The organism is Acinetobacter sp. CIP 101966, from assembly GCF_000369725.1.
Classification (GTDB): Bacteria; Pseudomonadota; Gammaproteobacteria; order Pseudomonadales; family Moraxellaceae; genus Acinetobacter; species Acinetobacter lwoffii_Q.
Genome location: NZ_KB850164.1, coordinates 89,039 through 112,549, shown reverse-complemented (window position 1 = coordinate 112,549; position 23,511 = coordinate 89,039). Strand labels below are relative to the sequence as shown.

General features: G+C 38.9%; 24 protein-coding genes. 13 read left to right on the top strand and 11 right to left on the bottom strand.

From position 1 onward, the window contains the following. Positions 1 to 3 precede the first annotated feature (3 nt). The 9 genes from F891_RS15935 to F891_RS15895 are packed head-to-tail and all read right to left on the bottom strand — an operon-like array spanning position 4 to position 9,084. Complete coding sequence (locus F891_RS15935; protein WP_005264554.1) at positions 4 to 534, bottom strand: acetyltransferase; 531 nt, start codon at positions 532 to 534, stop codon at positions 4 to 6. Beyond that, a complete protein-coding gene (locus F891_RS15930; protein WP_005264552.1) occupies positions 527 to 1,540 on the bottom strand; it encodes an MraY family glycosyltransferase in 1,014 nt (337 codons plus the stop codon). Before F891_RS15930 ends, F891_RS15935 begins: the two co-directional genes overlap by 8 nt. Before the next feature lie 7 nt (positions 1,541 to 1,547). Next, entirely contained in the window at positions 1,548 to 2,486 is a 939-nt protein-coding gene (locus F891_RS15925) for an NAD-dependent epimerase/dehydratase family protein (RefSeq protein WP_005264550.1), read from the bottom strand. Continuing rightward, positions 2,483 to 3,589, bottom strand: a complete 1,107-nt coding sequence (locus F891_RS15920) for a glycosyltransferase family 4 protein (protein ID WP_005264549.1) — start codon at positions 3,587 to 3,589, stop codon at positions 2,483 to 2,485. The genes F891_RS15925 and F891_RS15920 overlap by 4 nt, the downstream gene beginning before the upstream one ends. Then, positions 3,586 to 4,677 carry a hypothetical protein gene (locus F891_RS15915; RefSeq protein WP_005264548.1) on the bottom strand — a complete coding sequence of 364 codons (1,092 nt, stop codon included), beginning with the start codon at positions 4,675 to 4,677 and terminating at the stop codon, positions 3,586 to 3,588. Before F891_RS15915 ends, F891_RS15920 begins: the two co-directional genes overlap by 4 nt. After that, positions 4,667 to 5,755, bottom strand: a complete 1,089-nt coding sequence (locus F891_RS15910) for a glycosyltransferase (RefSeq protein WP_005264547.1) — start codon at positions 5,753 to 5,755, stop codon at positions 4,667 to 4,669. Before F891_RS15910 ends, F891_RS15915 begins: the two co-directional genes overlap by 11 nt. An 8-nt stretch (positions 5,756 to 5,763) precedes the next feature. Next, positions 5,764 to 6,840 carry a glycosyltransferase family 4 protein gene (locus tag F891_RS15905; RefSeq protein ID WP_005264545.1) on the bottom strand — a complete coding sequence of 359 codons (1,077 nt, stop codon included), beginning with the start codon at positions 6,838 to 6,840 and terminating at the stop codon, positions 5,764 to 5,766. A gap of 5 nt (positions 6,841 to 6,845) precedes the next feature. Further along, positions 6,846 to 7,796, bottom strand: a complete 951-nt coding sequence (locus tag F891_RS15900) for a glycosyltransferase family 2 protein (protein WP_228128868.1) — start codon at positions 7,794 to 7,796, stop codon at positions 6,846 to 6,848. A gap of 4 nt (positions 7,797 to 7,800) precedes the next feature. Continuing rightward, a complete protein-coding gene (locus F891_RS15895; RefSeq protein ID WP_034439834.1) occupies positions 7,801 to 9,084 on the bottom strand; it encodes an MATE family efflux transporter in 1,284 nt (427 codons plus the stop codon). Between the two features lie 245 nt (positions 9,085 to 9,329). Here F891_RS15895 and F891_RS15890 point away from each other — a divergent pair, with 245 nt between their 5' ends. The 13 genes from F891_RS15890 to ahr all read left to right on the top strand — a co-directional run bounded on the left by F891_RS15890 (position 9,330) and on the right by ahr (position 21,389). Beyond that, the gene (locus tag F891_RS15890; RefSeq protein ID WP_005264542.1) at positions 9,330 to 10,424 is read left to right on the top strand and encodes a polysaccharide biosynthesis/export family protein; all 1,095 of its coding nucleotides are present in this window, start codon (positions 9,330 to 9,332) and stop codon (positions 10,422 to 10,424) included. A gap of 3 nt (positions 10,425 to 10,427) precedes the next feature. Further along, positions 10,428 to 10,856: a low molecular weight protein-tyrosine-phosphatase gene (locus tag F891_RS15885; protein ID WP_005264541.1), complete on the top strand. Its 429-nt coding sequence runs from the start codon at positions 10,428 to 10,430 to the stop codon at positions 10,854 to 10,856. A gap of 20 nt (positions 10,857 to 10,876) precedes the next feature. Continuing rightward, on the top strand, positions 10,877 to 13,075 hold the full coding sequence (locus F891_RS15880) for a polysaccharide biosynthesis tyrosine autokinase (RefSeq protein ID WP_005264540.1): 2,199 nt from the start codon (positions 10,877 to 10,879) through the stop codon (positions 13,073 to 13,075). 146 nt (positions 13,076 to 13,221) lie between these two features. Then, positions 13,222 to 14,658 carry a capsule assembly Wzi family protein gene (locus tag F891_RS15875; protein ID WP_005264538.1) on the top strand — a complete coding sequence of 479 codons (1,437 nt, stop codon included), beginning with the start codon at positions 13,222 to 13,224 and terminating at the stop codon, positions 14,656 to 14,658. A 232-nt stretch (positions 14,659 to 14,890) separates the two neighbouring features. Continuing rightward, on the top strand, positions 14,891 to 15,595 hold the full coding sequence (locus tag F891_RS15870) for a BamJ family beta-barrel-assembly machinery protein (protein WP_005264536.1): 705 nt from the start codon (positions 14,891 to 14,893) through the stop codon (positions 15,593 to 15,595). A 48-nt stretch (positions 15,596 to 15,643) separates the two neighbouring features. Beyond that, positions 15,644 to 16,333 (top strand): BamJ family beta-barrel-assembly machinery protein, encoded by a 690-nt coding sequence (locus F891_RS15865; RefSeq protein ID WP_005264533.1) that lies wholly within the window; start codon positions 15,644 to 15,646, stop codon positions 16,331 to 16,333. Between the two features lie 164 nt (positions 16,334 to 16,497). Continuing rightward, positions 16,498 to 17,232, top strand: a complete 735-nt coding sequence (locus F891_RS15860; protein ID WP_005264532.1) for a dienelactone hydrolase family protein — start codon at positions 16,498 to 16,500, stop codon at positions 17,230 to 17,232. 93 nt (positions 17,233 to 17,325) lie between these two features. Continuing rightward, positions 17,326 to 17,685 carry an HIT family protein gene (locus F891_RS15855; RefSeq protein WP_026055739.1) on the top strand — a complete coding sequence of 120 codons (360 nt, stop codon included), beginning with the start codon at positions 17,326 to 17,328 and terminating at the stop codon, positions 17,683 to 17,685. 162 nt (positions 17,686 to 17,847) lie between these two features. After that, a complete protein-coding gene (gene mutY, locus F891_RS15850) occupies positions 17,848 to 18,876 on the top strand; it encodes an A/G-specific adenine glycosylase (RefSeq protein WP_005264530.1) in 1,029 nt (342 codons plus the stop codon). A gap of 70 nt (positions 18,877 to 18,946) precedes the next feature. Further along, positions 18,947 to 19,489 carry a M23 family metallopeptidase gene (locus F891_RS15845; protein ID WP_005264529.1) on the top strand — a complete coding sequence of 181 codons (543 nt, stop codon included), beginning with the start codon at positions 18,947 to 18,949 and terminating at the stop codon, positions 19,487 to 19,489. 15 nt (positions 19,490 to 19,504) lie between these two features. After that, positions 19,505 to 19,750, top strand: coding sequence for a hypothetical protein (locus F891_RS15840; protein WP_004647674.1), 246 nt, complete (start codon positions 19,505 to 19,507; stop codon positions 19,748 to 19,750). 24 nt (positions 19,751 to 19,774) lie between these two features. Then, positions 19,775 to 20,356, top strand: coding sequence for a DNA-3-methyladenine glycosylase I (locus F891_RS15835; protein WP_005264528.1), 582 nt, complete (start codon positions 19,775 to 19,777; stop codon positions 20,354 to 20,356). Positions 20,357 to 20,360: 4 nt separating this feature from the next. After that, positions 20,361 to 21,389 (top strand): NADPH-dependent aldehyde reductase Ahr, encoded by a 1,029-nt coding sequence (gene ahr, locus F891_RS15830; RefSeq protein ID WP_005264527.1) that lies wholly within the window; start codon positions 20,361 to 20,363, stop codon positions 21,387 to 21,389. A gap of 49 nt (positions 21,390 to 21,438) precedes the next feature. On the opposite strand, the gene F891_RS15825 is transcribed toward ahr, so the two are convergent. Together F891_RS15825 and dapB are read right to left on the bottom strand one after the other, a co-directional pair. After that, entirely contained in the window at positions 21,439 to 22,083 is a 645-nt protein-coding gene (locus F891_RS15825) for an START domain-containing protein (RefSeq protein ID WP_005264526.1), read from the bottom strand. A 57-nt stretch (positions 22,084 to 22,140) separates the two neighbouring features. Further along, entirely contained in the window at positions 22,141 to 22,962 is an 822-nt protein-coding gene (gene dapB / locus F891_RS15820; RefSeq protein ID WP_005264525.1) for a 4-hydroxy-tetrahydrodipicolinate reductase, read from the bottom strand. Positions 22,963 to 23,511 lie beyond the last annotated feature (549 nt).

Below are 23,511 nucleotides of genomic sequence, written 5' to 3'. Positions count from 1 at the left end.
TTATTAAGACTTATGTTCTATGATACTTCCCACTTCCAAGAAAGAAAATGTAGGGATAATATTATTACTTGCAACTTTCACCCCAATACTTAAGTGTACAAATTGTTCAACCACCACATCATGGTCCAATAATGTACCCATATTTAAAATAGCACCATCTTGGATAATCGTATTCGTTCCAATAACACACCCAGCCATAATACTTACCCCCTGCCCTATTTTCGCACTAGGAGCAATGACGGTTTGTGGATGTATAATAGTCGTAATTGGTATAGATAAATCAAGCAGTAATTGTTGCCACTTTTGTCGTATTTGGTTATTTCCAACGGCAATCATGGCCTCGAAATCTTGATGCTTGATTAAGGATAAGTTTTGAATATTTGAAACAATAGGATAACAACCTAACCATTGTTGCTCAGGCCATCGATCATCAACAAAAGAAATATTCTCCCAATTACCTAAAAGTTCAGCAACTTCAGCAATTGTTTGGCCAAAACCGCCTGCCCCGAGAATCAGTAATTTTTTCTCAGGCATCAGGTGTTCCCGCTCTTAATTTAATAGCAATCAATATTAAAGGTAAATAAGCAATCAACACTGCCATTTCAGGATATGCCCATAATTGTGTGGTTGTGATATAGGCGATTGGAAAGAGCCACAATAAATTAACAGCTGCTACCGCCAAAGTCACTGGCGTATGGTTACCCCATTTACGCGATAAAATTTGATAGCTATGGCTGCGATGCGCATCATACATTTTATAGCCGCTCAATACGCGTTTTATCAGGGTATAAGTCGCATCGACCACAAATACACCTAGACAAATGATCCACGCACAAAACAGTGCCAAGTTTTCTTTGAGGGCGATGAGCGCCAAAATACCCAAAGTGAGGCCGAGAAATCCGCTACAGGCATCGCCCATAAAAATTTTAGCCTTGGGAAAGTTCCACAGTAAAAAGCCAAATACACTGGCTGCCAATAACCAAAGTATGTCTGAGTTTAATGTGGTATTCAGTACATAATACAAAATGCCCATACTAACGACAGTGGTAATGGCTTCGACACTGGCAATACCGTTAATGCCATCCATAAAGTTGTATAGATTGAGCAACCACACCAAAAATAATACTGCAATAATATTGGCGAGAAAGCCAAGTTGCAGACCATTAAAAGCCGTAACTTCGCTAAAGCCACCCAAGCTGATCACCACGCCAATGGCCACTAAAAAGTGTACTGCTAAGCGCAACATGGAATTAATGTGCCCATGGTCATCTAAAAAGCCAAGTAAGGCGATGACAAAGCCTGCTGCTATCAGGGTTAAACCAATATGTACGGTCATTTGTTGGCTGTATATCAGCACAGCCAGCGCCAACAAGTAGCTACACACCACCGCAACACCACCTCCACGTGGCGTAGGTACACTGTGGGAGCTACGTTCATTGGGGTTGTCTATTATATTTTTCTTGAGGGCGTAAGCTCGCATGAAGCCTGTGAATAGTAATGTCAGTATAAAAAATACGATGCTCAGTGCAAAAATTGACATACGTAAATTACTCTTTCATTTTTAAATAATTTTGACCCGCTTGCAGCATCGCTTGCTGGGTACTCAATGGCGCTGTCCAACCCAACAACTTCTGAGCTTTGATCGTATCGACCTCTAGTGACTCAAACAACTGCTCATAGAGTTTGGATTTGCCAATACATGCTGCGCCTAGTTTCATAAGCGGTTGCGGAATATAAATAAAACGTGCGGGTTTTCCCATACCCTGCTTTAAATATTGCACTAGCTCACGTGTAGAAATAGGAGTTTGATCTGCGACTAGAAATGTTTGATTGGCTGCATTTGGATGTTCGATACAGGTTTGAATAAAGTCTACCAAATTTTCAAGCGCAACAAAGCTACGTTTATTGTTTGTGTCTGCAAAAGGTAAAGGTAAATTGCTCGCAACTAATTTGAGTAACCGAGCAAAGTTACCTGGTGCATGAGCGGCATAAACTAAAGGTGGGCGAATAACGACGAGCTCTGTGTCTGATCCTGCAAACAGCTTTTTGAGCTCTTGTTCAGCCTCTAATTTGGAAACCGCATAATTTGCATGAGGTTGTGGTAAAGCATCTTCTGTAAATGGTTGCTGCAGCGTCACTGAACCATTCACACCGATAGAACTCATAAATATAAAGCGTTTTACTTTTTTGTCCAAAGCCTGACGCGCCAGTTGCAAAGTTCCTTCTACATTGATTTTGCGAAATTCAGCTAATGGATCTGTTGTTTGTTCATTTAGAATATGAGCACGACCTGCCAAATGAATGATGATCTCTACATCATTTGGGAAATCTGCTTCAAAAATATTGTTAGAAACAACTTGTTGGATATTTTCAGGCAAAATATTACTTTTAATACGAGCTAAAGTAATAGTGTCATATAAGCTACTCACCCGTTTAGTGAGAGCTGAACCTACAAATCCTGTTGCACCTGTGATTAATAGCCTCATTTTCTAGCCACTACTTCTGTATAAATTTTAAGAATTTTTTTAAGCATTAAATCATGTGTAAATTCTGTCATAAAACGTTCATATCCACGCTTACCCATTTCTATAACTAAATTTCTATCATCAATTAAAGTAGAAAGAGCTTGGGATAGATCCTTTGCATCATTCTTTTTTGTTAAAAATCCTGTTTTTTCACCTACAATACTTTCATTATTACCGCCAACATTTGTTGCTATAACAGGTAATTTAGCTCGCATAGCTTCAAGGATTGTTAAAGGAAACCCTTCATAATTTGTAGATAACACAAAAATATCAGAGTTATTTAAAAAATCTTTAACATTACGTTGTTGTCCAAGGAATTTTATTTTATTTTCTAACCCTAATTTATTCGCTTCTTGTTTGCAACGTTCAAGAGTAGGGCCTGAACCTATAAACTCCATAACCCAATTTTTATCTTTCAACAAACCTAATGCTTGAATTAAAGTTATTTGATCTTTCTGATCATCAAAACGTGCAACCATTATTACCTTACAAGGCTGACCAACCACCTTAGTCTCTTTAGTTTGTAAGTCTTGAACAGGTATACCATTATGAACAGTAGTTACCTTATCTGGCGATCCAACACCAAAATTAAAACCATAAATACGATCAAACTCTGAAACTGTAATAATATGATCTGAAAAATTAATTAAAAACTTTTCAATTTTTGCATAAATTTTTTGTTTTCTTGGACTTATCCCTTCTGTAAAAGCCCACCCATGTGCTGTAAACACTACAGGTAAATTCAAGGATTTAGCTGCTAAACGACCCAATAAGCCTGCCTTACTAGAATGGCAATGTACAATATCTGGCTTCAATTGTTTTAAATGTTTTTTTATTTCCCAAAAACCAAGCACATCGTGGGTTAATGCGATTTCTCTTTTTAAGTATTTTAATGAGCTGAAGTTTATATTATTTTTTTTTAGTTCTTCAGTAAAAGTACCCACTCCACCTACCAAAATATGAACTTGATGTCCTTGATTGATCATGCCTTTTGCAATATCAAGTAAGTGTACGCTAGCACCACCAAGCACGTCTGAGCGGGTAATGATATAAACAATTTTCATATTTTAAACCGTTTTTTACTACCATTTAGTTTAAGTTTAGCTTGAAGTATATAAAAGAAAGCTATATAAACAGCCAAATAGTTGTACAATCTCAATCGAACAGCCGTTCCTAAGTTATCATTTCCAATTAACCATACACTCGCATATAAAACAAAAAAGATGATTAAAAAGCGTATAAAACTATCTGTATAATTAACATTTTTTAATATATAGGTCATCATAAATAAAGCAGGTAATGTTTCAATTACAAACAATAAAACAGCAAAAGGATTAACTAAATATAATCCAAAAAGTTGACCTAAAGTACTTAAAACAAAGTTAGGAATGAACAATACAGGATTAGAGAAATCCAACCCTAAGTTGCTCCCACCTTGCATATCTTCTTCAAATATTTCACGGTAATCCGTAATTCGTTCAAAAAAACCAAGATAATTTGCTATAAATAATGCAAAAAAATACAAAATAGCAAAGAAAAAAATACGTTTTTTTGTCAGATTAATTTTCCATAAAACTAAAGCCAGTAAAAATGCGTAACCTAAATAAGGGCGCAAAGCCAACAAAAACAACCCTATTAAAATTGCTAATATATAAAAAAATGAAAAAGAAATAAAATTCGAACTACTTAAACATTTTTTCACAATTAAGCACCCTACCAAAAAGGAGAGCACCATAAATACATCACGGTAAATATCGAATGTATAAAAAAAAAGTGTTGGATAGATTAGACATAGCAAAACACTATAAAGATAATATTTCTGATTTTTTTGGAAATTAAGACCAGACAGCTTAGCCACTAAAAAAGGAATTATAAACAAATTTATAAACAAAAATAAATAAGAAATTCCATCACGAGAATATAAACCAAGATCATTAAAAAACCTTAGAATGACAGGCCAAATATTAACAGCAATATCATTATAACCCAAAACATAGGCATCATAATAATCTGAGTCGTTACCACCACCCAAACCAAGGGAGATGTAATCAATTTTTATCAAAAAATGAAAAGTAATTTTTATAAAAACCAAGCAAATGAGACACAAAAATAAAGCTTTATTTGATACTCTTTTTAAAATATTATTTATCATATAGATATATCCATTTTTCAACTATTTTTTCTAATGAAAAATTTTTTTCTATATGACATAAGTTTTTTATAATATTCTTATTTTTTTCTTGTTGAGAGAGGCTTAAGGCATAATACATTTTTTCTGCTAATACATTTGAGTTTGATGGAGGTACTAAGAATTGATCATTGTTTAAAACTTCAGCAACTCCTCCACAATCTGTAGCGACAACTAAAGTCTTACATGCCATCGCCTCAGCAACAACCAAACCGAATCCTTCATACTTAGATGATAATACAAATAAATCTGCAGCACTCATTAAATCTGGGATATCACTGCGTCTTCCTAATAAATAAATATCTTGCTTTAAATCCAACTCATCAATAATTTTTTCAACTTCTGAACGTAGTTCCCCATCCCCGGCAATAATCAATTTAATATCTCTAATACTCTTATTTTTTAAAGTTTTAAAAGCGTGCAATAAATTTGGGTAATCCTTCTGCTCACTAAAACGTCCTACTGCTAGAATCAAATAAGAATTTGTATTTATATTAAGTTCATTCAGAATTTTATTTTTGGCTTCTGAGTGATAAAAAAACCTACTCAGATCTATTCCATTATATGTTGTGATGATATCTGAGTCTGGTACTGCTTTTTTTTCGATAAATGCTTGTACTGCTTCATTGCTAACATTAGTAGTTAGATCAGCTAGATTATGTGTAAATCTGTACGCAAGCATTCTCAATCTCCCACCTTCATCACTATTATGCGCAGTACAAATAAGTTTTTTTATAGGGGTAACTGCTCGAATAAGACGCGTAAAAATATTAGCATGTACCATATGTGAGTGAACAACATCCGGTTCAAAATTTTTAATTATTTTAGAAAGTTTAATATAAGAAAGAGGAAATAACAGCAAACTATTTAAATTAATTTTAATTAATTCAATTTCTTGGTAACGAGGCTTTGTTAGAATATCTCCAGTTAGATAAGCAATTTTAACATCATTCCCTTTTTCATGCATTTTGTCTGCTAAATCACAAACAACTCGCTCTGCGCCACCTTGACCCAGTCCAGTAATCACATATAGTATTTTCATAAACTACTCTATTTAATAATACTTAACCATTGTTTCAATATAGGGTTGACAGAATATCTAACACTATTTTCAACAGCATTGGATGACATTTTTTCATACTGAATATTAGATAAGTGTATTAACTCTAATAACGAATTAGTCAGTCCATTTATATTTCCCGACTCTACTAGAAGGCCATTTATATTATGCTGGACAATTTCAGCAGGTCCAGTATCACAATCAAATGCAACGATTGGTAAACCATAACTTTGTGCTTCCAACAATACCATAGGCAGCCCTTCAAAACGCGAACTCATACAAAAAAATGAAGCCTGTCTATAAAATGTAGACATATTCTTTTGCTGTCCTGCAAATATGATCGAATCATCCACTCCTAGACTCTTTGCCATCTGTTTAAGCATTTGCTCATCTTCACCCGAACCTACAATGACAATTTTCCAATCAGGTACTTGCTGAGCAACTCTTGCCCAAGCAGTAATAAGTAAATCAAATCCTTTTTGATACGTTAAGCGACCTACACACAAAATCGTTTTATAATCTAATGATGATATATTTTCCTGTACCTCAAATGGGCTTGGATTTGCGATGGGTATAATCTTCGCTTTAATATTCTTAATACCCTGCTCCCACAACTCTTTATCTCTTTTGGTTAAAGTCACCACATAATCACAATATTTAGCTGCCCATTTACGCCCGATATCGCGATACTTTACCCCGAGATTAACCTTAAAATTAAAATGCTCCCAACAGATATGTTTGACTTTTAAACCAAACAATGCAGGTACAGTAAACACACAGGAAATACTATCTACCACTACCAAAATATCTATCTGATTTTGTGTAACAAACCGACGAATACGCCATACAGCGCCCAAAAATTTTTTTTTGAATGAAATTTTTTCGGGATAAAGTGAATATGTTTTAATATCAGGTTCTAACTCAAAAAAAGATTGTCTTCCATCAGCAAGACTTAAAATAGATACTTGGTAGTTTTTTTTAGCTAATGCATTGGCGATTAGTGTCGTTACTCTCTCAGTGCCACCTGAGTTGTTTAAATTACCAATAAGAAAACAAATTTTTTTCACTAAAATCAACCTCTTAAACTTAGTAAAGCAATAAAATAGAAACCAAAATAGTAGTACAGCCGATTTCCTCTTTTACTCAACTTTCTAACATCAACATCTTTTTTATTCACTTGAAACGTAGCTTGACATTTATAAGCAACTTTCCAACCAAAATTTTGATACATATAATTGACAAAAGCTTGGCTCATTGAAACAAATGATATTGAATATATGGGATTTTCTTTCATTCTTAAAGCATATAGTTCTAAGATAGATTTAAAGCTATCCACATGCTTTCTTTTATTTTCAGATGATGTATTTAATAAGCTTCCATTTAAATTAAGTCGATAGAAGTAAAGTACACTTTCTAAAAAATATATGTTTTTGGCTCTAAGAAAAACCTCAGGAATAAGTGCAGCATCTTCGTAATAAATACCGACTGGAAACTCTAAACCATTAAATAATTCTCTTCTATAAATATTTAACCATGGAAACCATGCACTTTGATTAAAGATTTCTATCATTAAATTTTGGTCTAACTGAAGTAACCCATTCCTTTGTAATCCAACATTAAATGCCTTCAGTTTATTGGTATCTTCTTCAAATCTTGAGCTTTTAAATTGAACAATATCAACATTATTTTTTTTGATTGTATTTTTAAAGTCACTTAAATAATTTTCACTCAGTACATCATCAGAATCTAAAAAGGAAATGTACTCTCCTTTCGCATACTTTAAACCTAAGTTTCGAGCACTACTCTGCCCCTGATTTTCTTGATGTAATATTATAAAACAATCTCTAATAATGGCTGTTTGCTTACTAAGAATTTTTTCAATCACTAACATTGAGTCATCAGGAGTACCGTCATTGACGATAATTACTTCTATGTCGGAGGTAACTTGATTTATTACACTCTCAATACATTCTGCTATGTACTGTTCGACTTTATAGACTGGAATAATTAAGCTTAAAAGCATCTCGTTACCGCTTGAAATAAGTAGAGGGTAGAAACATTCTTTTTTGAGTATCCCAAATAAGTCCATTTCTAAAAAAATAATTAAATAAAGTCAGAGATAAGATTTCTGTCATTAAAATGGCGTAAATACCACCATATAATCCATATGACTTGACCATTAAAAAAGTAAATACAATGTTGAAAAACACAAGTATAAAAGTTTTTCTCTTCAAATAACCATATGCATTGAACTTGATCAAATATTTTTCTGCGATCGTAGACAGTCCTGAAAATAGTGTCACTAAACCTGCGATCCATAAAATCTCTGTGACTTGAATAAATTCAACACCATAAAGCGCATTTACCACCCAAGGTCCAAACAAATATAGCCCTAGTGTGACAAATAAAGAAATGATAGTCACTGCCATATAAAGTTGTGCAACATAATTGTGGCTTTTTTCCAGATTTTTCTCTTGATAAATTCCAGTAAAATAAGACGAAATAATTGCAAGAAGAACAAAATAAAAACTATTTCCCAATGTCATTGCTACAGTATAAATTCCAAGATCAAATTGTGACTCTAAACCAAGGAAGAGCTGTGCCGTTTTAGTAAAAATTGCAACCGAAAGCGAATACAATAAGAGCTTTTGACCGACCGAAAAAGTATACTGTCTATATCTTTTTATAGCATGTGGAAGCATGATGCCAACGGACAGTTTTTTTTTCGTATAAAGATATTTTCTTAATAAAAATGGAATAAGTGTGAGTAAAATGATAGGAATGCCAAGTGTTTCAATAGGAAGTTGAAACAAAGCAATCATATAGCGCGCGCCCAACGAAATGATTAGCGCTGTGATATTACAATATGCATTTATCTTTGATTCTAATATTGCATTAAAATAAATACTATAAACATCATGTACAGCAAAATAAATAGCAATACAAGTTGCTAGACCAAAAATAAAAGTTAAACGATCTGTATAAAAGTAAAGTACAAATAAAATAATAATTGAAAGTGAGCTATAAATATAATCTCGCAGCATCTTGGAGGCAAAGATCATTTTCTCGCCAAACTTTCGATTCTTTGCTGTCTTTTGAAAGATTACATTCTCTGTTCCCATCAAGGACAGCGTTTGTACAATTGCAAAAATCGAACCAACAAAAGTTAATTTACCAAAATTTTCAGGACCAATGTATTTCGCAACGAATGAAGTCACAAAAATCAAGCCAAATATAGAAATTAGCTTTTCAGATATCATCCACAAAGAATTCCTAAACATCGGATTTAGAATTTTACCAATCACGTTCATAAAAACATTTAATATTCAATGTGCTATATAAATAAAAGCTAATTTACTTTAGGTGGTTACTCAGATTCAGAGTAATTTTATGGTGCTTACTATACCATAAAAATAAATTATCCAATTATCCTATAAGGATATATAGTTAAGTATGCGAATGAGGTTTTTTATAATACAATTAACTTCAAAATTTTTAAGCGATAACTTATTATTACAATTAGTAAGGGTCTTTTCAACTAGTAAGGGTTTTGAATGTGAAGTATCACCACACCTCAATTTTTTTAGCAATTTCTCTTCTATTTACAGGTTGTGCTATCACCTCCGGTTTGCAAACCTATGATTTGCCCTCTGAAGGAAATTATAGAACCGATCAAGGCTCAGAACTTTCAGTCATACAAATTACACAAGACAATATTCCTCGTATCGAACTCAATAACGCTCAGAATTCCAATACTATTTTTCACTTATTTAACAAGCATCAACAAGTCTATAAATTGAGTTCAGGTGATGTTCTCTCAATTCAACTTTGGGCCTACCCAGAAATCACCCCCCCTATTCAGGATATTTCAAATGTAAAAGCTGCAGGTTATCCCATAGACTCTAGTGGCAACATACAATTACCTTTAGTGGGACAGGTACGGGTAGCCGGGAAAACACTGGCTGAAACCAATCGTTTTTTACGCAGTCAATTTGCACGCTATTTGAAACACCCTGATGTGGTGGTTCGAGTATTGTCTTATGAAGGTCGTCGCTATTTTGTCAATGGACAAGTCATGCGTAGTGGCCAATATACCCTTAATGATCAACCCATCAGTATATATACAGCTTTAGGTCAGGCAGGTGGTATTAATACTGAAACAGGTGACAATACCAATATTCAATTGATCCGGGAGGGTCAAACTTTTGACCTCAATGTACTACAACTAGAGAAACAAGGCCTATCTTTACATAATTTACTGATTCAACCGAATGATACTATTTTTGTGAATACTAAACAGCATCAAAAGCTTTATGTTATGGGTGAGTCGAGTAAAAGCCAAGCGCTGGCTTTACGTGACCAAGGTATGACCTTAAGTGATGTTTTGGGTGAAAGTGAAGGAATTAATCCTTACTCCGCAAGTGCGGCTAAAATCTATGTAATGCGCACCGATTTAGCCACCAAGCAGTCCACTGTATATCACTTGAATTTAAGCAGTTTTGGTAATTTGGGCTTAGCCAATCAATTTCAAATGAAAAAAAATGACATCGTTTATATTGATGCGACTGGATTAACGCGCTGGCAACGTATTGTCAACCAGATTATTCCGTTCTCTAGTGCACTCTATAGCTTTGACCAATTAGGTAAATAAAATATGCAAATTCGGAATATTTTGGTCGTCTGTGTGGGAAATATTTGTCGTAGTCCAATGGGTGAGTTTTTTCTCAAGAAAAGTCATCCTAACTTACATATTGAGTCTGCTGGTCTTTCTGCCATGGTAGGCCATACTGCGGATGATAAGGCCATTGCAAGTATGGCAAGAAAATCAATTGATATGAGCTCACATGTCGCAAAACAAATTGATGCCAACTTAATCAAAACTGCAGATTTAATTTTAGTAATGAGTTCAAATCAACAAAAACATATAGAAAAAACTTGGCCATTTGCTAAAGGTAAAGTATTTCGTTTAGGACATTGGCAAGATCAGAATGTTCCTGATCCTTATAAGCTCGATCAAGCATTTTTTGAAGAAACATGTAATAACATCGAATCTTATGTTTCGGATTGGCAATCACATATTTAATTTTATCTAGTAGTTTATCCATGAATCAAAATTCAAGTACCAATGACGATACCATTGACTTAAAAGAATTATTTTTTTCGTTAATTGCACAATGGAAAGTGATCGCGCTTTGTATCATACTGAGCTTAACTTTCGCATTACTTTATTTACGTGTTACTCCCTCAATTTATTCTGCTGATGCAATGGTTTTGGTAGAGGATAATAAAGGCGCTGGAGCTGCTGCCCTCTTGGGTGGGTTGAGTGATGCTATTCCCGGAGGAATGGGTGGAAAATCTCCCGCAGATGCTGAGATTGAAATCTTAAACTCACGCATGATTTTGGGACAAACCATTCAAAATTTACACCTTGATATCCAAATTAAAGATAATAGTAATACTTTATTTAATCGTCTGGTTCAAAATGACAAAGCTGAAGTTCTGTATAAAAAGGATATGGTGGTTTTCCAAAAAGAAAATCAAGCCTTCTTAATCAAAACATTAAAAATTCCAAATTACTATCTAGATAAAAAATTAGAGTTAAAATTCACAGATAACAACCAGTTTACTTTCTCTTATAAAGATGAAGTGATATTTAAAGGTCAATTGAATTCCAGCAATCAAACCATAGACTCTAAGGGACTTTGGGAAGTTGTAATATTTAGCAAATCTCCGTTTAAAGAAACATTTACTATCACTAAACTCGCACTACCTACAGCAGTCCAGTTCTTCAAAAGTAACTATAGCGTAGCTGAGAGAGGGAAAAACTCCGGTGTTATTGGTCTAAATTATAATGGCAATGATAAGGAACATATTACTCAAGTTCTGAATAATATTTTATCCGTCTATCAAATACAAAATATTCAACGCAAGTCTTTAGAATCTAAACAAACTTTAAATTTTTTAGACAAACAGCTGCCGGAACTTAAACAGCAACTTGAGGAATCAGAAATCAAGTTCAACCGTTTCCGTGAGCAATACAATACTATTGATGTAACTCAAGAAGCCGAGTTAATGTTAAAGCAAAATGTTGAACTGGAAAAGATGAAAATCCAATTACAACAACAGCAAGCGGAACTCTCTTCAAAATATACCCCTGACCACCCTCTTATGTCAGCAATCAATGCTCAACTTTCTGAAATTAATCAAAAAACTTCAGAAATGACACAATCTATTAAACGTTTACCAGAAACACAACGATTATATTTACAGCTATATCGAGATGTAAAAGTAAATACTGAGCTTTATACCGCATTATTAAATAGTTATCAGCAATTGAAAATTGCAGAGGCTGGTGAAATTGGTAATGTCAGAGTTATTGACCAAGCTGTTGAACCCGTTAAGCCAATTAAACCCAAGTCATTAATTACAATAATTTTATCAATTTTTGTCGGTGGTTTTATTGGAGTATTGATTGCACTATTACGAAATATGATGCGTTCAGGCATTAAAGACGCAGCGCAAATTGAAAATGAGCTTGATCTGCCAGTCTATGCCACTGTACCGCGCTCTGTTATTCAAGAAAGTCGTATTAAACTATTAAAGAAGAAAAAGAATATTCCTATTCTTGCGGTTAAAGATAGCAGTGATATCGCGATTGAAAGCCTCCGTAGCATGCGAACAGCAATTCATTTTGCCTTAATGAATGCGACCAATAATGTGATTGCAATTTCTGGCCCTGCACCTGAAATTGGAAAATCATTCATTACCACTAACCTTGCTACTATTTTAGCGCAAGGGGGAAAACGGGTTCTGGTCATTGATGGTGATCTACGTCGTGGCTATTTACATAAGTACTTTAATGCCGAAGTGCAACCAGGTTTAGCAGAATTATTGAATCACCAAAATAGCTATGAAGAGGTGGTGCAAAATTCAACTGTAGATAACCTGTTTTTTGTGACACGTGGTAAGAGTCCGGTTAACCCGTCTGAACTATTAAGTACAGATCAATTCAAAACTTTCCTAGATCAGGCATCTGCTCATTTCGATCATGTCCTGATTGACACGCCGCCTGTGCTTGCCGTGACCGATGGTATTATTATTGCACAATATGCGGGTGTAAATTTATTGATTGCCCGTCATGGTAAAACACAAATCAAAGAGCTAGAAATCACTGTGAATCGTTTTGAACAGGCCAATGTCAAAGTTAATGGCGTGATTCTGAATGATGTACAAAAAGGGGCGGCTGGTAGCTATGGTTATAATTATGCTTATGCGTATACCGCAAATAAAGACAATGACTAATTCATTGTAAACTTTGATATCACACCCTGCTCGAGACAGGGTGTGATAGTTCTCTCTATCACATTTATTCCAAATGTTCATTGTTGAAAAAATCAAATAAAAACCCTATCTTGGTTACAGTTTAAAAATCCTGAGAATATACAAAAATGTTACCCAAAACACTGCTCGCCAGCTTGGCATTAAGCTCCTCACTAACTTTTGCTCAAGGCATCGTTTTAAATGATCAAAACCTGCGCACCGATTTAAACTGGTTAAATCAGCAAGGTGTGATTCAAGTTAGCACTTCGACCTGGCCAATGAGTGGTGATGAAATCCAACGCGCCCTTTCTCAGGCCCAAGTCAGCAATAATAATCAGCAAAGAGTCATTGATTCAGTCATGGCTCATTTGAATACCAACAACCAGTTACTTAAAGCATCACTATTTGCAGAGACAGATCAAAAAAATATTCCTCAAGCCTTTGGCGACCAGCAAAAAGCGCAATACCAGGCGGGTGTAGAGTTGAATACAGGCAATCAGAATTGGGATGCCAGACTTCGTATCAATGCAGAAAAAGATCCCCAGATTGATAATGATCAAGATGTGAATGTTGAAGGGTCTTACCTCGCAGGTAAGTTATGGAATCAATGGCTGATTGCTGGACAAATTCCGACCTACTGGGGACCTGGTCATGATGGCAGCTTAATTCGGGGTGATGCCAGTCGTCCTGTGTATGGTGTGACCATGCAGCGTGCCGAACAGCATGCTTTTGCAAACAAATGGCTATCTTGGATTGGGCCTTGGCAATATCAAGCTTTTGTCGGACAACTGGATGACTACGATGCTGTACCTGATGCCAAACTGATTGGCTTACGTGTCACCGCACAACCTTTACCCTATTTGGAGCTGGGTGCATCGCGTGCTATGCAATGGGGTGGTGGTGACCGTTCAGAAAGTCTGTCTACACTCTGGAATGCTATAAAAGGCAATGATAACTTTGATAATAGTGATGATGATAAGTCTAACCAAATTGCAGGTTTTGATGCGCGCTTAAATCTACAACCACTGTTGCAAGTACCAATGGATATCTATGCGCAATATGTCGGTGAAGACGAAGCGGGCGGCTTACCAGCCAAAAAAATGTATCTGGCTGGAGTCGATTATTCTGCTAGCTATAATAATATGCCTTTCCAGCTGTATACCGAATGGACAGATACCCGTAGTAATGGTAGTGCTGATGGTATTTCATACAACCACCATGTTTATACTGATGGTTTTTATCAGCATGGTTACCCCTTGGCACATGCGATGGGTGGTGATGGTCAAATGATTTCAGTAGGCGGTGATATTCGTTTCGATCGTCTGAATCGTGTTAATGCTCGAGTGCTATTTGCCAAGTTGAATGAGTCCAACCGAACTACTAATTTAGCTTTTCCAATCCAAGATGAATTAAAAGCTGTTGATGTGAGCTGGACCCATTATTTACGCCCCAATATTCCCCTGAAATTAAATGGCTGGATCAGTGATTCAGACCTACGTGGTAATGATGGTGGTGCATCGATTGGAATTGAATTTCCTTTAGAAAAAAGCTTGTTTTCCTACTAAGCTCTTTGCAAAATATAATTTCGGTTGAGGCAGTCATTGATCCTAGACATTCTCCAACAATGATTAAGTTCTGAAAAATAAAAAACCAGCGATTGCTGGTTTTTTTATTTCTTTAAACTTCAACATAACTGCGATGTCCGCTTGCTAAAAAACCACCCATTCTGCAAGATTTCTCAAAATTTTCTGCTAAGATGGAATGAACCTCAACGATAACATTAGATTGGAATAATACATGAGTAAGGCCTTACCGATTGCTGTCGCTATTCTTTTAGGCGGTGCCGCGCTAGTACCTGTTTACTATGCAACTCAAAACCCAGCTGCTCAAACCACAAAAGCATCTAAAGATGCCTCGGCTGTTTCTAAAATTAGCTATGCACTCGGTTATGAAGTCGCTCATCAAACTCCACCTGAGCTGGATATTAACAGCTTTGTGACAGGCGTTCGCGAAGGTCATGCCCGTACCGCTCCTGCTTATACTGAAGAAGAATTACAAGCAGCTTATGAGCAATTCCAAAAAGAAATGCAGCAGAAGCAAGTCGATAGTGCCAAACAGGCTCAGGCATCAAGTGATACTTTCCTGACTGAAAATGCCAAAAAAGCTGGGGTAAAAACTACCGCATCTGGTTTGCAATATGTAGTGACCAAAGAAGGTACAGGCAAACAGCCTGCAGCAACTTCAATTGTAAAAGTACATTACACAGGGAAATTAGTTGATGGTACCGTGTTTGACAGTTCGGTTGAACGTGGCGAACCGATTGAGTTCCCACTCAATCAGGTCATTCCAGGCTGGACCGAAGGTTTGCAACTGATGAAAGAAGGCGGTAAAGCAACCCTGTATATCCCATCTAAACTCGGTTATGGTGAACAGGGCGTGCCAGGTACGATTCCTCCACACAGTACTTTGATTTTTGATGTGGAACTCATCGAAGTAAAATAATCCACGAAAAGGAGAGCAACGCGCTCTCCTTTATTTTGAGAATTAATCATGAAAATACAAATAAGTTTGATGGTTTTACTGCTGAGTTCTGGCAGTCTGTTTGCCAAAGAAGTCACCAATAAGAGCCCTGAGGCTGAACAGGTCGGCTACAGCTTTGGTTATCTGATGGGAAAAAGTAATGCTGACTCCTTACAAGGCATTGATCTGGATGCCTTCAGCGCCGGTTTAAAAGCGGCAGCCGCTGGGAAACAGGCGACTTTAAGCGAGGAAGACATGGCGCGGGTCTTGACCCAATTTAAGCGTCAGGCTGAAGCCAAAGAGCTGATTACCTTGAAAAAGCAGGCGGATGAAAATGCCAAAATTGGTCAGGCTTTTCTGGCTGAAAATGCAAAAAAACCGGGGATAAAAACCACCAAATCAGGTTTGCAATATCAGATTCTTCAGGAAGGAAAAGGTAAATCGCCGAGCGCAAATAGTAATGTCCGTGTACATTATGAAGGCCGTTTAATCGATGGTACGGTTTTTGACAGCTCGATTGCCCGTAATCAGCCCGTGGTATTTCGTACCACCCAAGTCATTACCGGCTGGACCGAAGGTTTACAGCTGATGAAAGAAGGTGCCAAATATCGTTTCTTCATTCCGGCCGAACTGGCCTATGGACAGATTGGTTCAGGGGATGTAATTGAACCGAACAGTACTTTAATTTTTGATGTGGAATTACTGGAAATTACTAAATAATAAGTCCTATTTTTCCAGATCTAAAATCGGAGAGGTTCTATATTGGCCTCTCTTTTTTTATGGGCTTAAGTATCCTTAAATCGCAGGTTTTCATGTCACATTCCGATCAGTTTTGCTATGTTATGTTTTAATCAAGCAATTCAACAACAATAGAGGACGTCAGCATGGCAGCAATCAAGACTCGCGAAATTCATTATACTGCGCAGGATGGCAGCCCATTAATTGGTTATTTTGCCGCCCCAGAAACAGATACCCCTGTTGCCGGTGTACTGGTCGCACCCGAATGGTGGGGTCGGAATGAATATACCGAACAGCGTGCCCGTGAACTTGCAGAACATGGCTATGCGGCCTTGGCCATGGACATGTATGGTGATAAAAAAGTCACGACCAATTCTGATCAGGCTCATCAGTGGATGATGCAGACTTTTGAAGATCCTGACACTATCGTTAACCGTGCAACAGCAGCCTTGAATGCCCTGGCAGCACAGGATGAAGTCAATGCTGATAAGCTTGCAGCGATTGGTTTCTGCTACGGCGGCAAAGTCGTATTGGATCTGGCCCGTTCTAATGCACCTTTAAAAGCGGTGGCGACTTTCCATGCCATTCTGTCGCCAAAAGCACCTGCTCAGGAAGGTCAGGTACAGGCGGAAATCCTGGTGCTACATGGTGAACTAGACAGCATGGTAACCCTGGATGATGTCGCCAGTTTCCGTGAGGAAATGCATGCTGCCAAAGTCGAGCATGAAGTGATTGTTTTTGAAAATGCCAAACATGGCTTTAGCAACCCGCTTGCGGATGAACGGGCCAAAGCCAATGGTGTGGATCTTGGTTACAATGCAGAAGCGGAACAAAAAGGTCTGGCAGCAATGTATGCCTTGCTAGACTGCCATTTGGCATAAATAGAAACAACTATCCGGCTTGTTCACAGGCTGAATATTTTAGATACTTCATGAAGAAAAGAAGATAAATCCTACCAGAGGAGAATGTGTATGATGGCTGAAACCAACTGCCCCTACTGCAATTTTGACGAATATGATGTCATTGCCAAAAATGATTATGGTGTGGTGTTGCCTGAACCAAATTCATTGTCCGAAGGTCATTGTGTGATCATTCCATTGCGGCATGTGGCCTCATTTTTTGAAGTGACTGACAAAGAACGTAAAAGTTTGATGTCTTTATTGGAACAGGCACGCAATGAACTGCAATTACGCTACCAGCCTGCCGGTTTTCATGTCGGTTTTATTGATGGTGAAGTATTTCAGGAAAAGGTTGAACATCTGCATATTCATATTATTCCGCGTTATGCAGGCAAGACCTTGAAGCTGGATGAGCGCTGGGGAATTAACGATTAACCGGATTTTTGATCAAAAATAAATGCTCTTCGGAGCATTTATTTTTATGAAAGCTAAGTTCTATCAAGCTCGATGAACATCTACGTTTTTATCTCACTTTTCACATTCCCACCCTGCTGATTCCGCTATACTAGCTGCTGCTTATTCGGTTGCTATGTGTTCATGTTCGTATTTTCAGATGCCCTGTTGGAATGGTTTGATGTGCATGGTCGTCATGACTTACCTTGGCAGGTGACAGATGACCCCTATAAAGTCTGGGTCTCTGAAATCATGTTGCAGCAAACCCAGGTCAAAACTGTACTGCAATATTTCGAACGATTCATCCAGCGTTTTCCGACTGTTCAGGATTTAGGTCAAGCCTCATGGGATGAGGTTGCACCTTACTGGGCAGGTCTCGGCTATTATGCGCGCGCCCGCAATCTGCATAAAGCTGCCGGCATCGTAACCGCACAGCAGCAGTTCCCTCAAACCCTGGAAGAATGGATGGCCTTGCCCGGCATTGGCCGTTCTACCGCTGGCGCGCTGATGTCACTCGGTTTACGTCAATATGGCGTAATCATGGATGGTAATGTCAAACGGGTATTGTCACGTTTCTTTGCGATTGAGGATGATCTGTCCAAACCCGTGTATGAGCGTGCCCTCTGGCAACTGGCGGAACAGCTCTGTCCTATCGAACGCAATCATGACTATACCCAAGCGATTATGGATCTGGGCGCGACCGTTTGTACGCCGAAAAAGCCTTTGTGTCTGTATTGTCCAATGCAGCAGCATTGCAAGGCACATCAGCAAGGACTGGAAAATGAATTGCCTTTCAAGAAGGCCAAAAAACCGGTTCCGGTACGCTCTGCTCAGGTCTTGCTGATCCAGTCCGGTACAGACTGGCTCTGGCAGCAACGTCCCAATAGCGGTCTCTGGGGCGGTCTCTGGTGTCTGCCGATTATTGAAAATGCACATGAATTGGAACAGCAATGCCAGCAACTTGGCCTGAAAAATATCGTCAAAAAAACCCAGATTAGCCACAGTTTTACCCATTTTACCTGGCACCTTGAAGCGATTGTTTTTACAGTAGATCAGGATCAGCAGGAACATCTGGCCATTGAACTGCAAGGCTGCTGGATGCGTCCAGAGACAGCCATTGATTGCGGTCTGCCAACAGCGATGAAAAAATTGATCTCTGCGGTAAATGTATGACATAGTCTGGACAAAGCAAAAAAACCGATCAGCTCAGAATGAGCATTGCCAATATTTAAGGATGAATAGCGTGCGCCAATATCTTGCTTTGACCTGGGTGGCTTTAATTGCCATATTACTAACCGCCTGTAGCAGTACACCGAAAAAACCCCCTGCTGTACAGCTCAATCCTATCGTCGTGCAAAAACTGAAAAGTATGCGAGTGCCGTCCTCTCTGCCCATCCCGGTGGCACGCGTACAGGCACGTGAATTATCAGATACCTGGGGCGCTTCGCGCAGTCGCGGACGTTTACATGAAGGCATTGATATCATGGCTCCACGTGGAACCGAAGTCTTTAGCGCGACTGAGGGCCTGATTGCAGATTTACGTAACAACAATTTGGGTGGTAAAGTAGTCTGGATTCTGGGCCCGGGCGGCTCCTGGCATTATTATGCGCATCTGGATGGACATAAACGTGGCTTAAAAGTGGGCGACTATGTCAAAAAAGGCCAGCTGATTGCTTATGTCGGCAACAGCGGTAATGCCCGGCACACTGCACCACATCTACATTATGGAATTTATTTACAGGGTAAGGGTCGCGGTGTGGTCAATCCCTATCCCTATTTACGTTAATTTTAGGATATTTACATGTCAGAAGCGTTGATCAATCGTCTGGTAGAATTTGCTGAATCAGGCAATCAACAAAAAATTGTATTGAATGGTCAAACTTACCAGGGCTGGGTGATGGAAATTACTGAGGATGCGCTTCTGATCAGTACTGGTTATGCCGACAAGGCCGGTAAAGACATGTGGATTCAATTTAGCGATCTGGATCAGGCTGAATTGTCGTACTGGGACAATCAGCAGGATCAATGGACTGTGTTTAAATTATAAAACCATAAAAACAAGGAGCATCACATGACTGTGCAACGCTGTGGCTGGTGCTCCGATGATCCGCTGTATATCACCTACCATGACCAGGAATGGGGACAGGCGCTACTGGATGAAAATCGCCTGTTTGAAATGCTTTGTCTAGAAGGACAACAGGCCGGTCTGGCCTGGATTACCGTTCTCAGAAAACGTGAAGCTTATCGTGAACATTTTTTTCAATATTCGATTGAGTCTATCGCCTCACTTACAGATCAACAACTCCAACTGAAACTTGAAGATGCTAGCTTGATACGGCATCGCGGCAAGCTGAATGCCATTCGGGAAAATGCCCAAGCATGGCTAAAGCTGCGACAGCAAGGTATTAATCTGGTGGAATGGCTCTGGTCTTTTGCCCAGCAACCGCGATTGAATAATGATGTTGTGGATTATCGGCAAGCACCCGCTCAAACCATTGAGAGCCAGAAGATGTCTAAAGCACTCAAACAGGCTGGTTTTAAATTTGTCGGACCCACCCTTTGCTATGCCTTTATGCAGGCCGTTGGTATGGTCGATGACCATGAAAATCATTGTGATTTTAAAACAATATCCTCGCATTTAAATAAGAGCTGAAATCATGTCGAATAATATTATTCAAGCTTATGCTGCCATGTCCGCAGGTGCGGAACTGGAACCTTATCAATTCGATGCCGGAGAACTGCAGCCGCATCAGGTCGAAGTCAAAGTGGAATACTGCGGTCTCTGTCATTCTGATATTTCAGTCATTAACAATGACTGGGGTTCTTCAGTGTATCCGGTCGTAGCAGGACATGAGATTATCGGCACCATTACCCATCTGGGTGCAGAAGCCAAAGGCCTGAAAGTTGGGCAACGGGTTGGCATCGGCTGGACAGCGGAAAGTTGTCAATATTGCGATCCTTGTATTTCGGGCCAGCAAGTGCTGTGTACTGGCGGTCAGGTGGCGACTATTGTCGGACATGCCGGTGGTTTCGCCGACAAGGTCCGTGCTGGCTGGCAATGGGTTATTCCCCTGCCTGAAGATCTGGATCCTGAAAGTGCCGGCCCTTTACTCTGTGGTGGGATTACCGTATTCGATCCGATTCTGAAACACCAGATTCAGGCCATTCACCATGTTGGAGTAATCGGGATTGGCGGGCTGGGCCATATTGCGATTAAACTGCTCAAAGCCTGGGGCTGCGAAATTACCGCCTTTACTTCCAATCTGGACAAAACCGATGAGCTGAAAGCCATGGGTGCTGATCATGTGGTAAATAGTCGTGATGTGGCCGCGTTAAAGGCTCAACGTGGCAAATTCGATTTATTATTGAGTACGGTCAATGTCACCTTGAACTGGCAGGCTTATCTGGCCACTCTGGCACCGAATGGTACTGTGCATATGCTGGGTCTGCCTTTGGAACCGATGCCGATTCCGGCGGGCATGCTGATTGGCGGCGCCAAGTCTGTTACCGGCTCTCCAACCGGTTCACCGGCAGCCTTACGTCAGTTACTGCAATTTGCTGCGCGTAAAAATATTGCCCCACAAATTGAAGTCTTCCCGATGTCACAGCTGAATCAAGCAATTGAACATCTGCATTCGGGTAAAGCCCGCTACCGGATTGTACTTAAAGCAGATTTTGAAGCTTAAACTCTGCCTGTTTCAATCTGTCAAAAATACCCAGCAATTGGGTCTTTTTTTATTGCAATACTTCAGGCAAAACTGCAAGGCCTGAAGGCTTGGCCAGCTCTGCTTTCATCTTCTGCAGCATCTGATAAGGCTGCTGCTGCACGAACATATTTACAAAAGTTAAGGGAATCGAGCCTTCCGGATTGGCATAACCATAAGTTGAAACCTTGACCTGATTATTGGCCAGCTTTTGAAAAGTCCAATCCCCCTGATAATCGGTCAAACGCACATAGTTCGGATTTAAGGGATAGCCGGTCTGAATGGCTTTATTCTTGATACTGATCTGTTCATTGGCTTGCTTGATCATCTTGCCCTGTACAATCAGGTCGCGGTCTTTTAAGGGAAATGGAAAATCCAGCACCATATACAAGGTAAATTCGCCTTTTTTATCATCACGTGATAAGACCTTGATACTGCCCATATAAGGCACCCATTGCACGGCATGCTCGATATCCAGAATCAGCGACACGGCATTTTCAATCGGGGCATGATAGGTAGTTTCTGCCTTATATAAAAAGACCAGATTCTGCTGATCCTGATAGGTCCAGACCTTGATATTATTTTTATCAATACTGAGTTTGGGCGTATGTAGCGGCTTTGCCTGCGCAATGGTGCCAAGCACCACTGCACAGAGCAGGAAAATCATTTTTTGCATTATATTATTCATCTTATTTTAGTTTTAGATTTTTTTATAAATGATTTTGACTGGATTTTAAACCTGAATATCGTTAAAACCCAACACGTCTTTCATGTCATATTTGCCAGTTTCACGACCGACTACCCACGCAGCAGCACGCACTGCACCGCTGGCAAAATTCATGCGGTTGGTGGCTTTATGGGTAATTTCCACACGTTCCCCATCGGCAATAAACATGGCGGTATGTTCACCGACAATATCGCCACCACGAATGGTCTGGAAGCCAATGCTCTTACGCTCACGCGGACCGGTATGACCTTCACGGCAATAGACCGCATCTTCTTTCAGGTCACGGCCTAAAGTTTCCGCAATCGCCTCACCCCACATCAAAGCTGTACCCGATGGCGCATCTACTTTGTGACGGTGATGTGCTTCAATCACTTCGATATCTACGGTATCACCAAAAACTTTAGAGGCCAGTTCAAGCAATTTGATCGATACATTCACACCCACTGAATAATTCGCTGCATACACTACAGGAGTTTCCGTCGCAGATTGATCCAGATAGGCTTTTTGCTCATCATTCATACCCGTCGTACCGATCACGATGGCGACACCAGCTTCACGGCAGATTTTCAGATGATTGACGGTCGCTGCGGGTGCGGTAAAATCAATCACGACATCACAGTCTTTGACTACATCTGTAAGGCTACCCACGACCTTCACACCTGTTGCGCCAATTCCGGCAAGTTCGCCCGCATCTGCGCCTAATAGTGTACTTTCAGGGCGTTCTACCGCAGCCGCCAACTGATAACCTGCTTCATGCACAGCCTGAATAAGGATACGCCCCATACGACCGCCTGCACCCAAGATCCCAATGCGTGGTGTAGCTGACATAACATAGTCCTGATGTTGATCCAAAATTGCTCTTACTATAGCAAAACTGCGGAATAACACTAAGATGCATTGCATAAAAATCAATGAAAATACTCAAAGAGCGAAATCACTGATATTGATAAGAGTTTTAATCAAGCTTAAGAAGTTAGGCTATCACTTCCGTCAAAGCTATACGATATACATCAACTTGACTCGTCATATAGTTTTTAGCAATTGCTCATATAACTTGAATAAGCTTATTCATAATTTTATCGCTATGATTTTGAAATGATTTACTAAGATTACTGATTTTTGAAGTTAAACAGACGACTTGCCAATACAGTTTTTCCTGTTTAGGCTCGCCATTATTAAGTCAGCTCAAAATCTTGATGATTTAAATCTCAGTTAGATTAACAGGATTTTTATGCAAAACTTTTTACTAAATTTTAATTATGAATATCTACTTTTGAATTAATGAGTAGATAGAATTTTAAGTCTTATTGAGACTAAAAGGACTCAATTTTGCCTTATACAAAAATCAGTCCGTAGAGTGAGCAAATGAATTATCTA

Bases quoted from the DNA above. Each gene is read 5' to 3' on its own strand.
- F891_RS15885 (WP_005264541.1), top strand. From the start codon at position 10,428: ATGCAAATTCGGAATATTTTGGTCGTCTGTGTGGGAAATATTTGTCGT.
- F891_RS15930 (WP_005264552.1), bottom strand. From the start codon at position 1,540: ATGTCAATTTTTGCACTGAGCATCGTATTTTTTATACTGACATTACTA.
- F891_RS15895 (WP_034439834.1), bottom strand. From the start codon at position 9,084: ATGAACGTGATTGGTAAAATTCTAAATCCGATGTTTAGGAATTCTTTG.
- F891_RS15915 (WP_005264548.1), bottom strand. From the start codon at position 4,677: ATGATAAATAATATTTTAAAAAGAGTATCAAATAAAGCTTTATTTTTG.
- F891_RS15875 (WP_005264538.1), top strand. From the start codon at position 13,222: ATGTTACCCAAAACACTGCTCGCCAGCTTGGCATTAAGCTCCTCACTA.
- F891_RS15880 (WP_005264540.1), top strand. From the start codon at position 10,877: ATGAATCAAAATTCAAGTACCAATGACGATACCATTGACTTAAAAGAA.
- F891_RS15835 (WP_005264528.1), top strand. From the start codon at position 19,775: ATGACTGTGCAACGCTGTGGCTGGTGCTCCGATGATCCGCTGTATATC.
- F891_RS15920 (WP_005264549.1), bottom strand. From the start codon at position 3,589: ATGAAAATTGTTTATATCATTACCCGCTCAGACGTGCTTGGTGGTGCT.
- mutY (WP_005264530.1), top strand. From the start codon at position 17,848: ATGTTCGTATTTTCAGATGCCCTGTTGGAATGGTTTGATGTGCATGGT.
- F891_RS15935 (WP_005264554.1), bottom strand. From the start codon at position 534: ATGCCTGAGAAAAAATTACTGATTCTCGGGGCAGGCGGTTTTGGCCAA.
- F891_RS15910 (WP_005264547.1), bottom strand. From the start codon at position 5,755: ATGAAAATACTATATGTGATTACTGGACTGGGTCAAGGTGGCGCAGAG.
- F891_RS15865 (WP_005264533.1), top strand. From the start codon at position 15,644: ATGAAAATACAAATAAGTTTGATGGTTTTACTGCTGAGTTCTGGCAGT.
- F891_RS15855 (WP_026055739.1), top strand. From the start codon at position 17,326: ATGGCTGAAACCAACTGCCCCTACTGCAATTTTGACGAATATGATGTC.
- F891_RS15860 (WP_005264532.1), top strand. From the start codon at position 16,498: ATGGCAGCAATCAAGACTCGCGAAATTCATTATACTGCGCAGGATGGC.
- F891_RS15870 (WP_005264536.1), top strand. From the start codon at position 14,891: ATGAGTAAGGCCTTACCGATTGCTGTCGCTATTCTTTTAGGCGGTGCC.
- F891_RS15900 (WP_228128868.1), bottom strand. From the start codon at position 7,796: ATGCTTTTAAGCTTAATTATTCCAGTCTATAAAGTCGAACAGTACATA.
- F891_RS15825 (WP_005264526.1), bottom strand. From the start codon at position 22,083: ATGCAAAAAATGATTTTCCTGCTCTGTGCAGTGGTGCTTGGCACCATT.
- F891_RS15925 (WP_005264550.1), bottom strand. From the start codon at position 2,486: ATGAGGCTATTAATCACAGGTGCAACAGGATTTGTAGGTTCAGCTCTC.
- F891_RS15840 (WP_004647674.1), top strand. From the start codon at position 19,505: ATGTCAGAAGCGTTGATCAATCGTCTGGTAGAATTTGCTGAATCAGGC.
- dapB (WP_005264525.1), bottom strand. From the start codon at position 22,962: ATGTCAGCTACACCACGCATTGGGATCTTGGGTGCAGGCGGTCGTATG.
- ahr (WP_005264527.1), top strand. From the start codon at position 20,361: ATGTCGAATAATATTATTCAAGCTTATGCTGCCATGTCCGCAGGTGCG.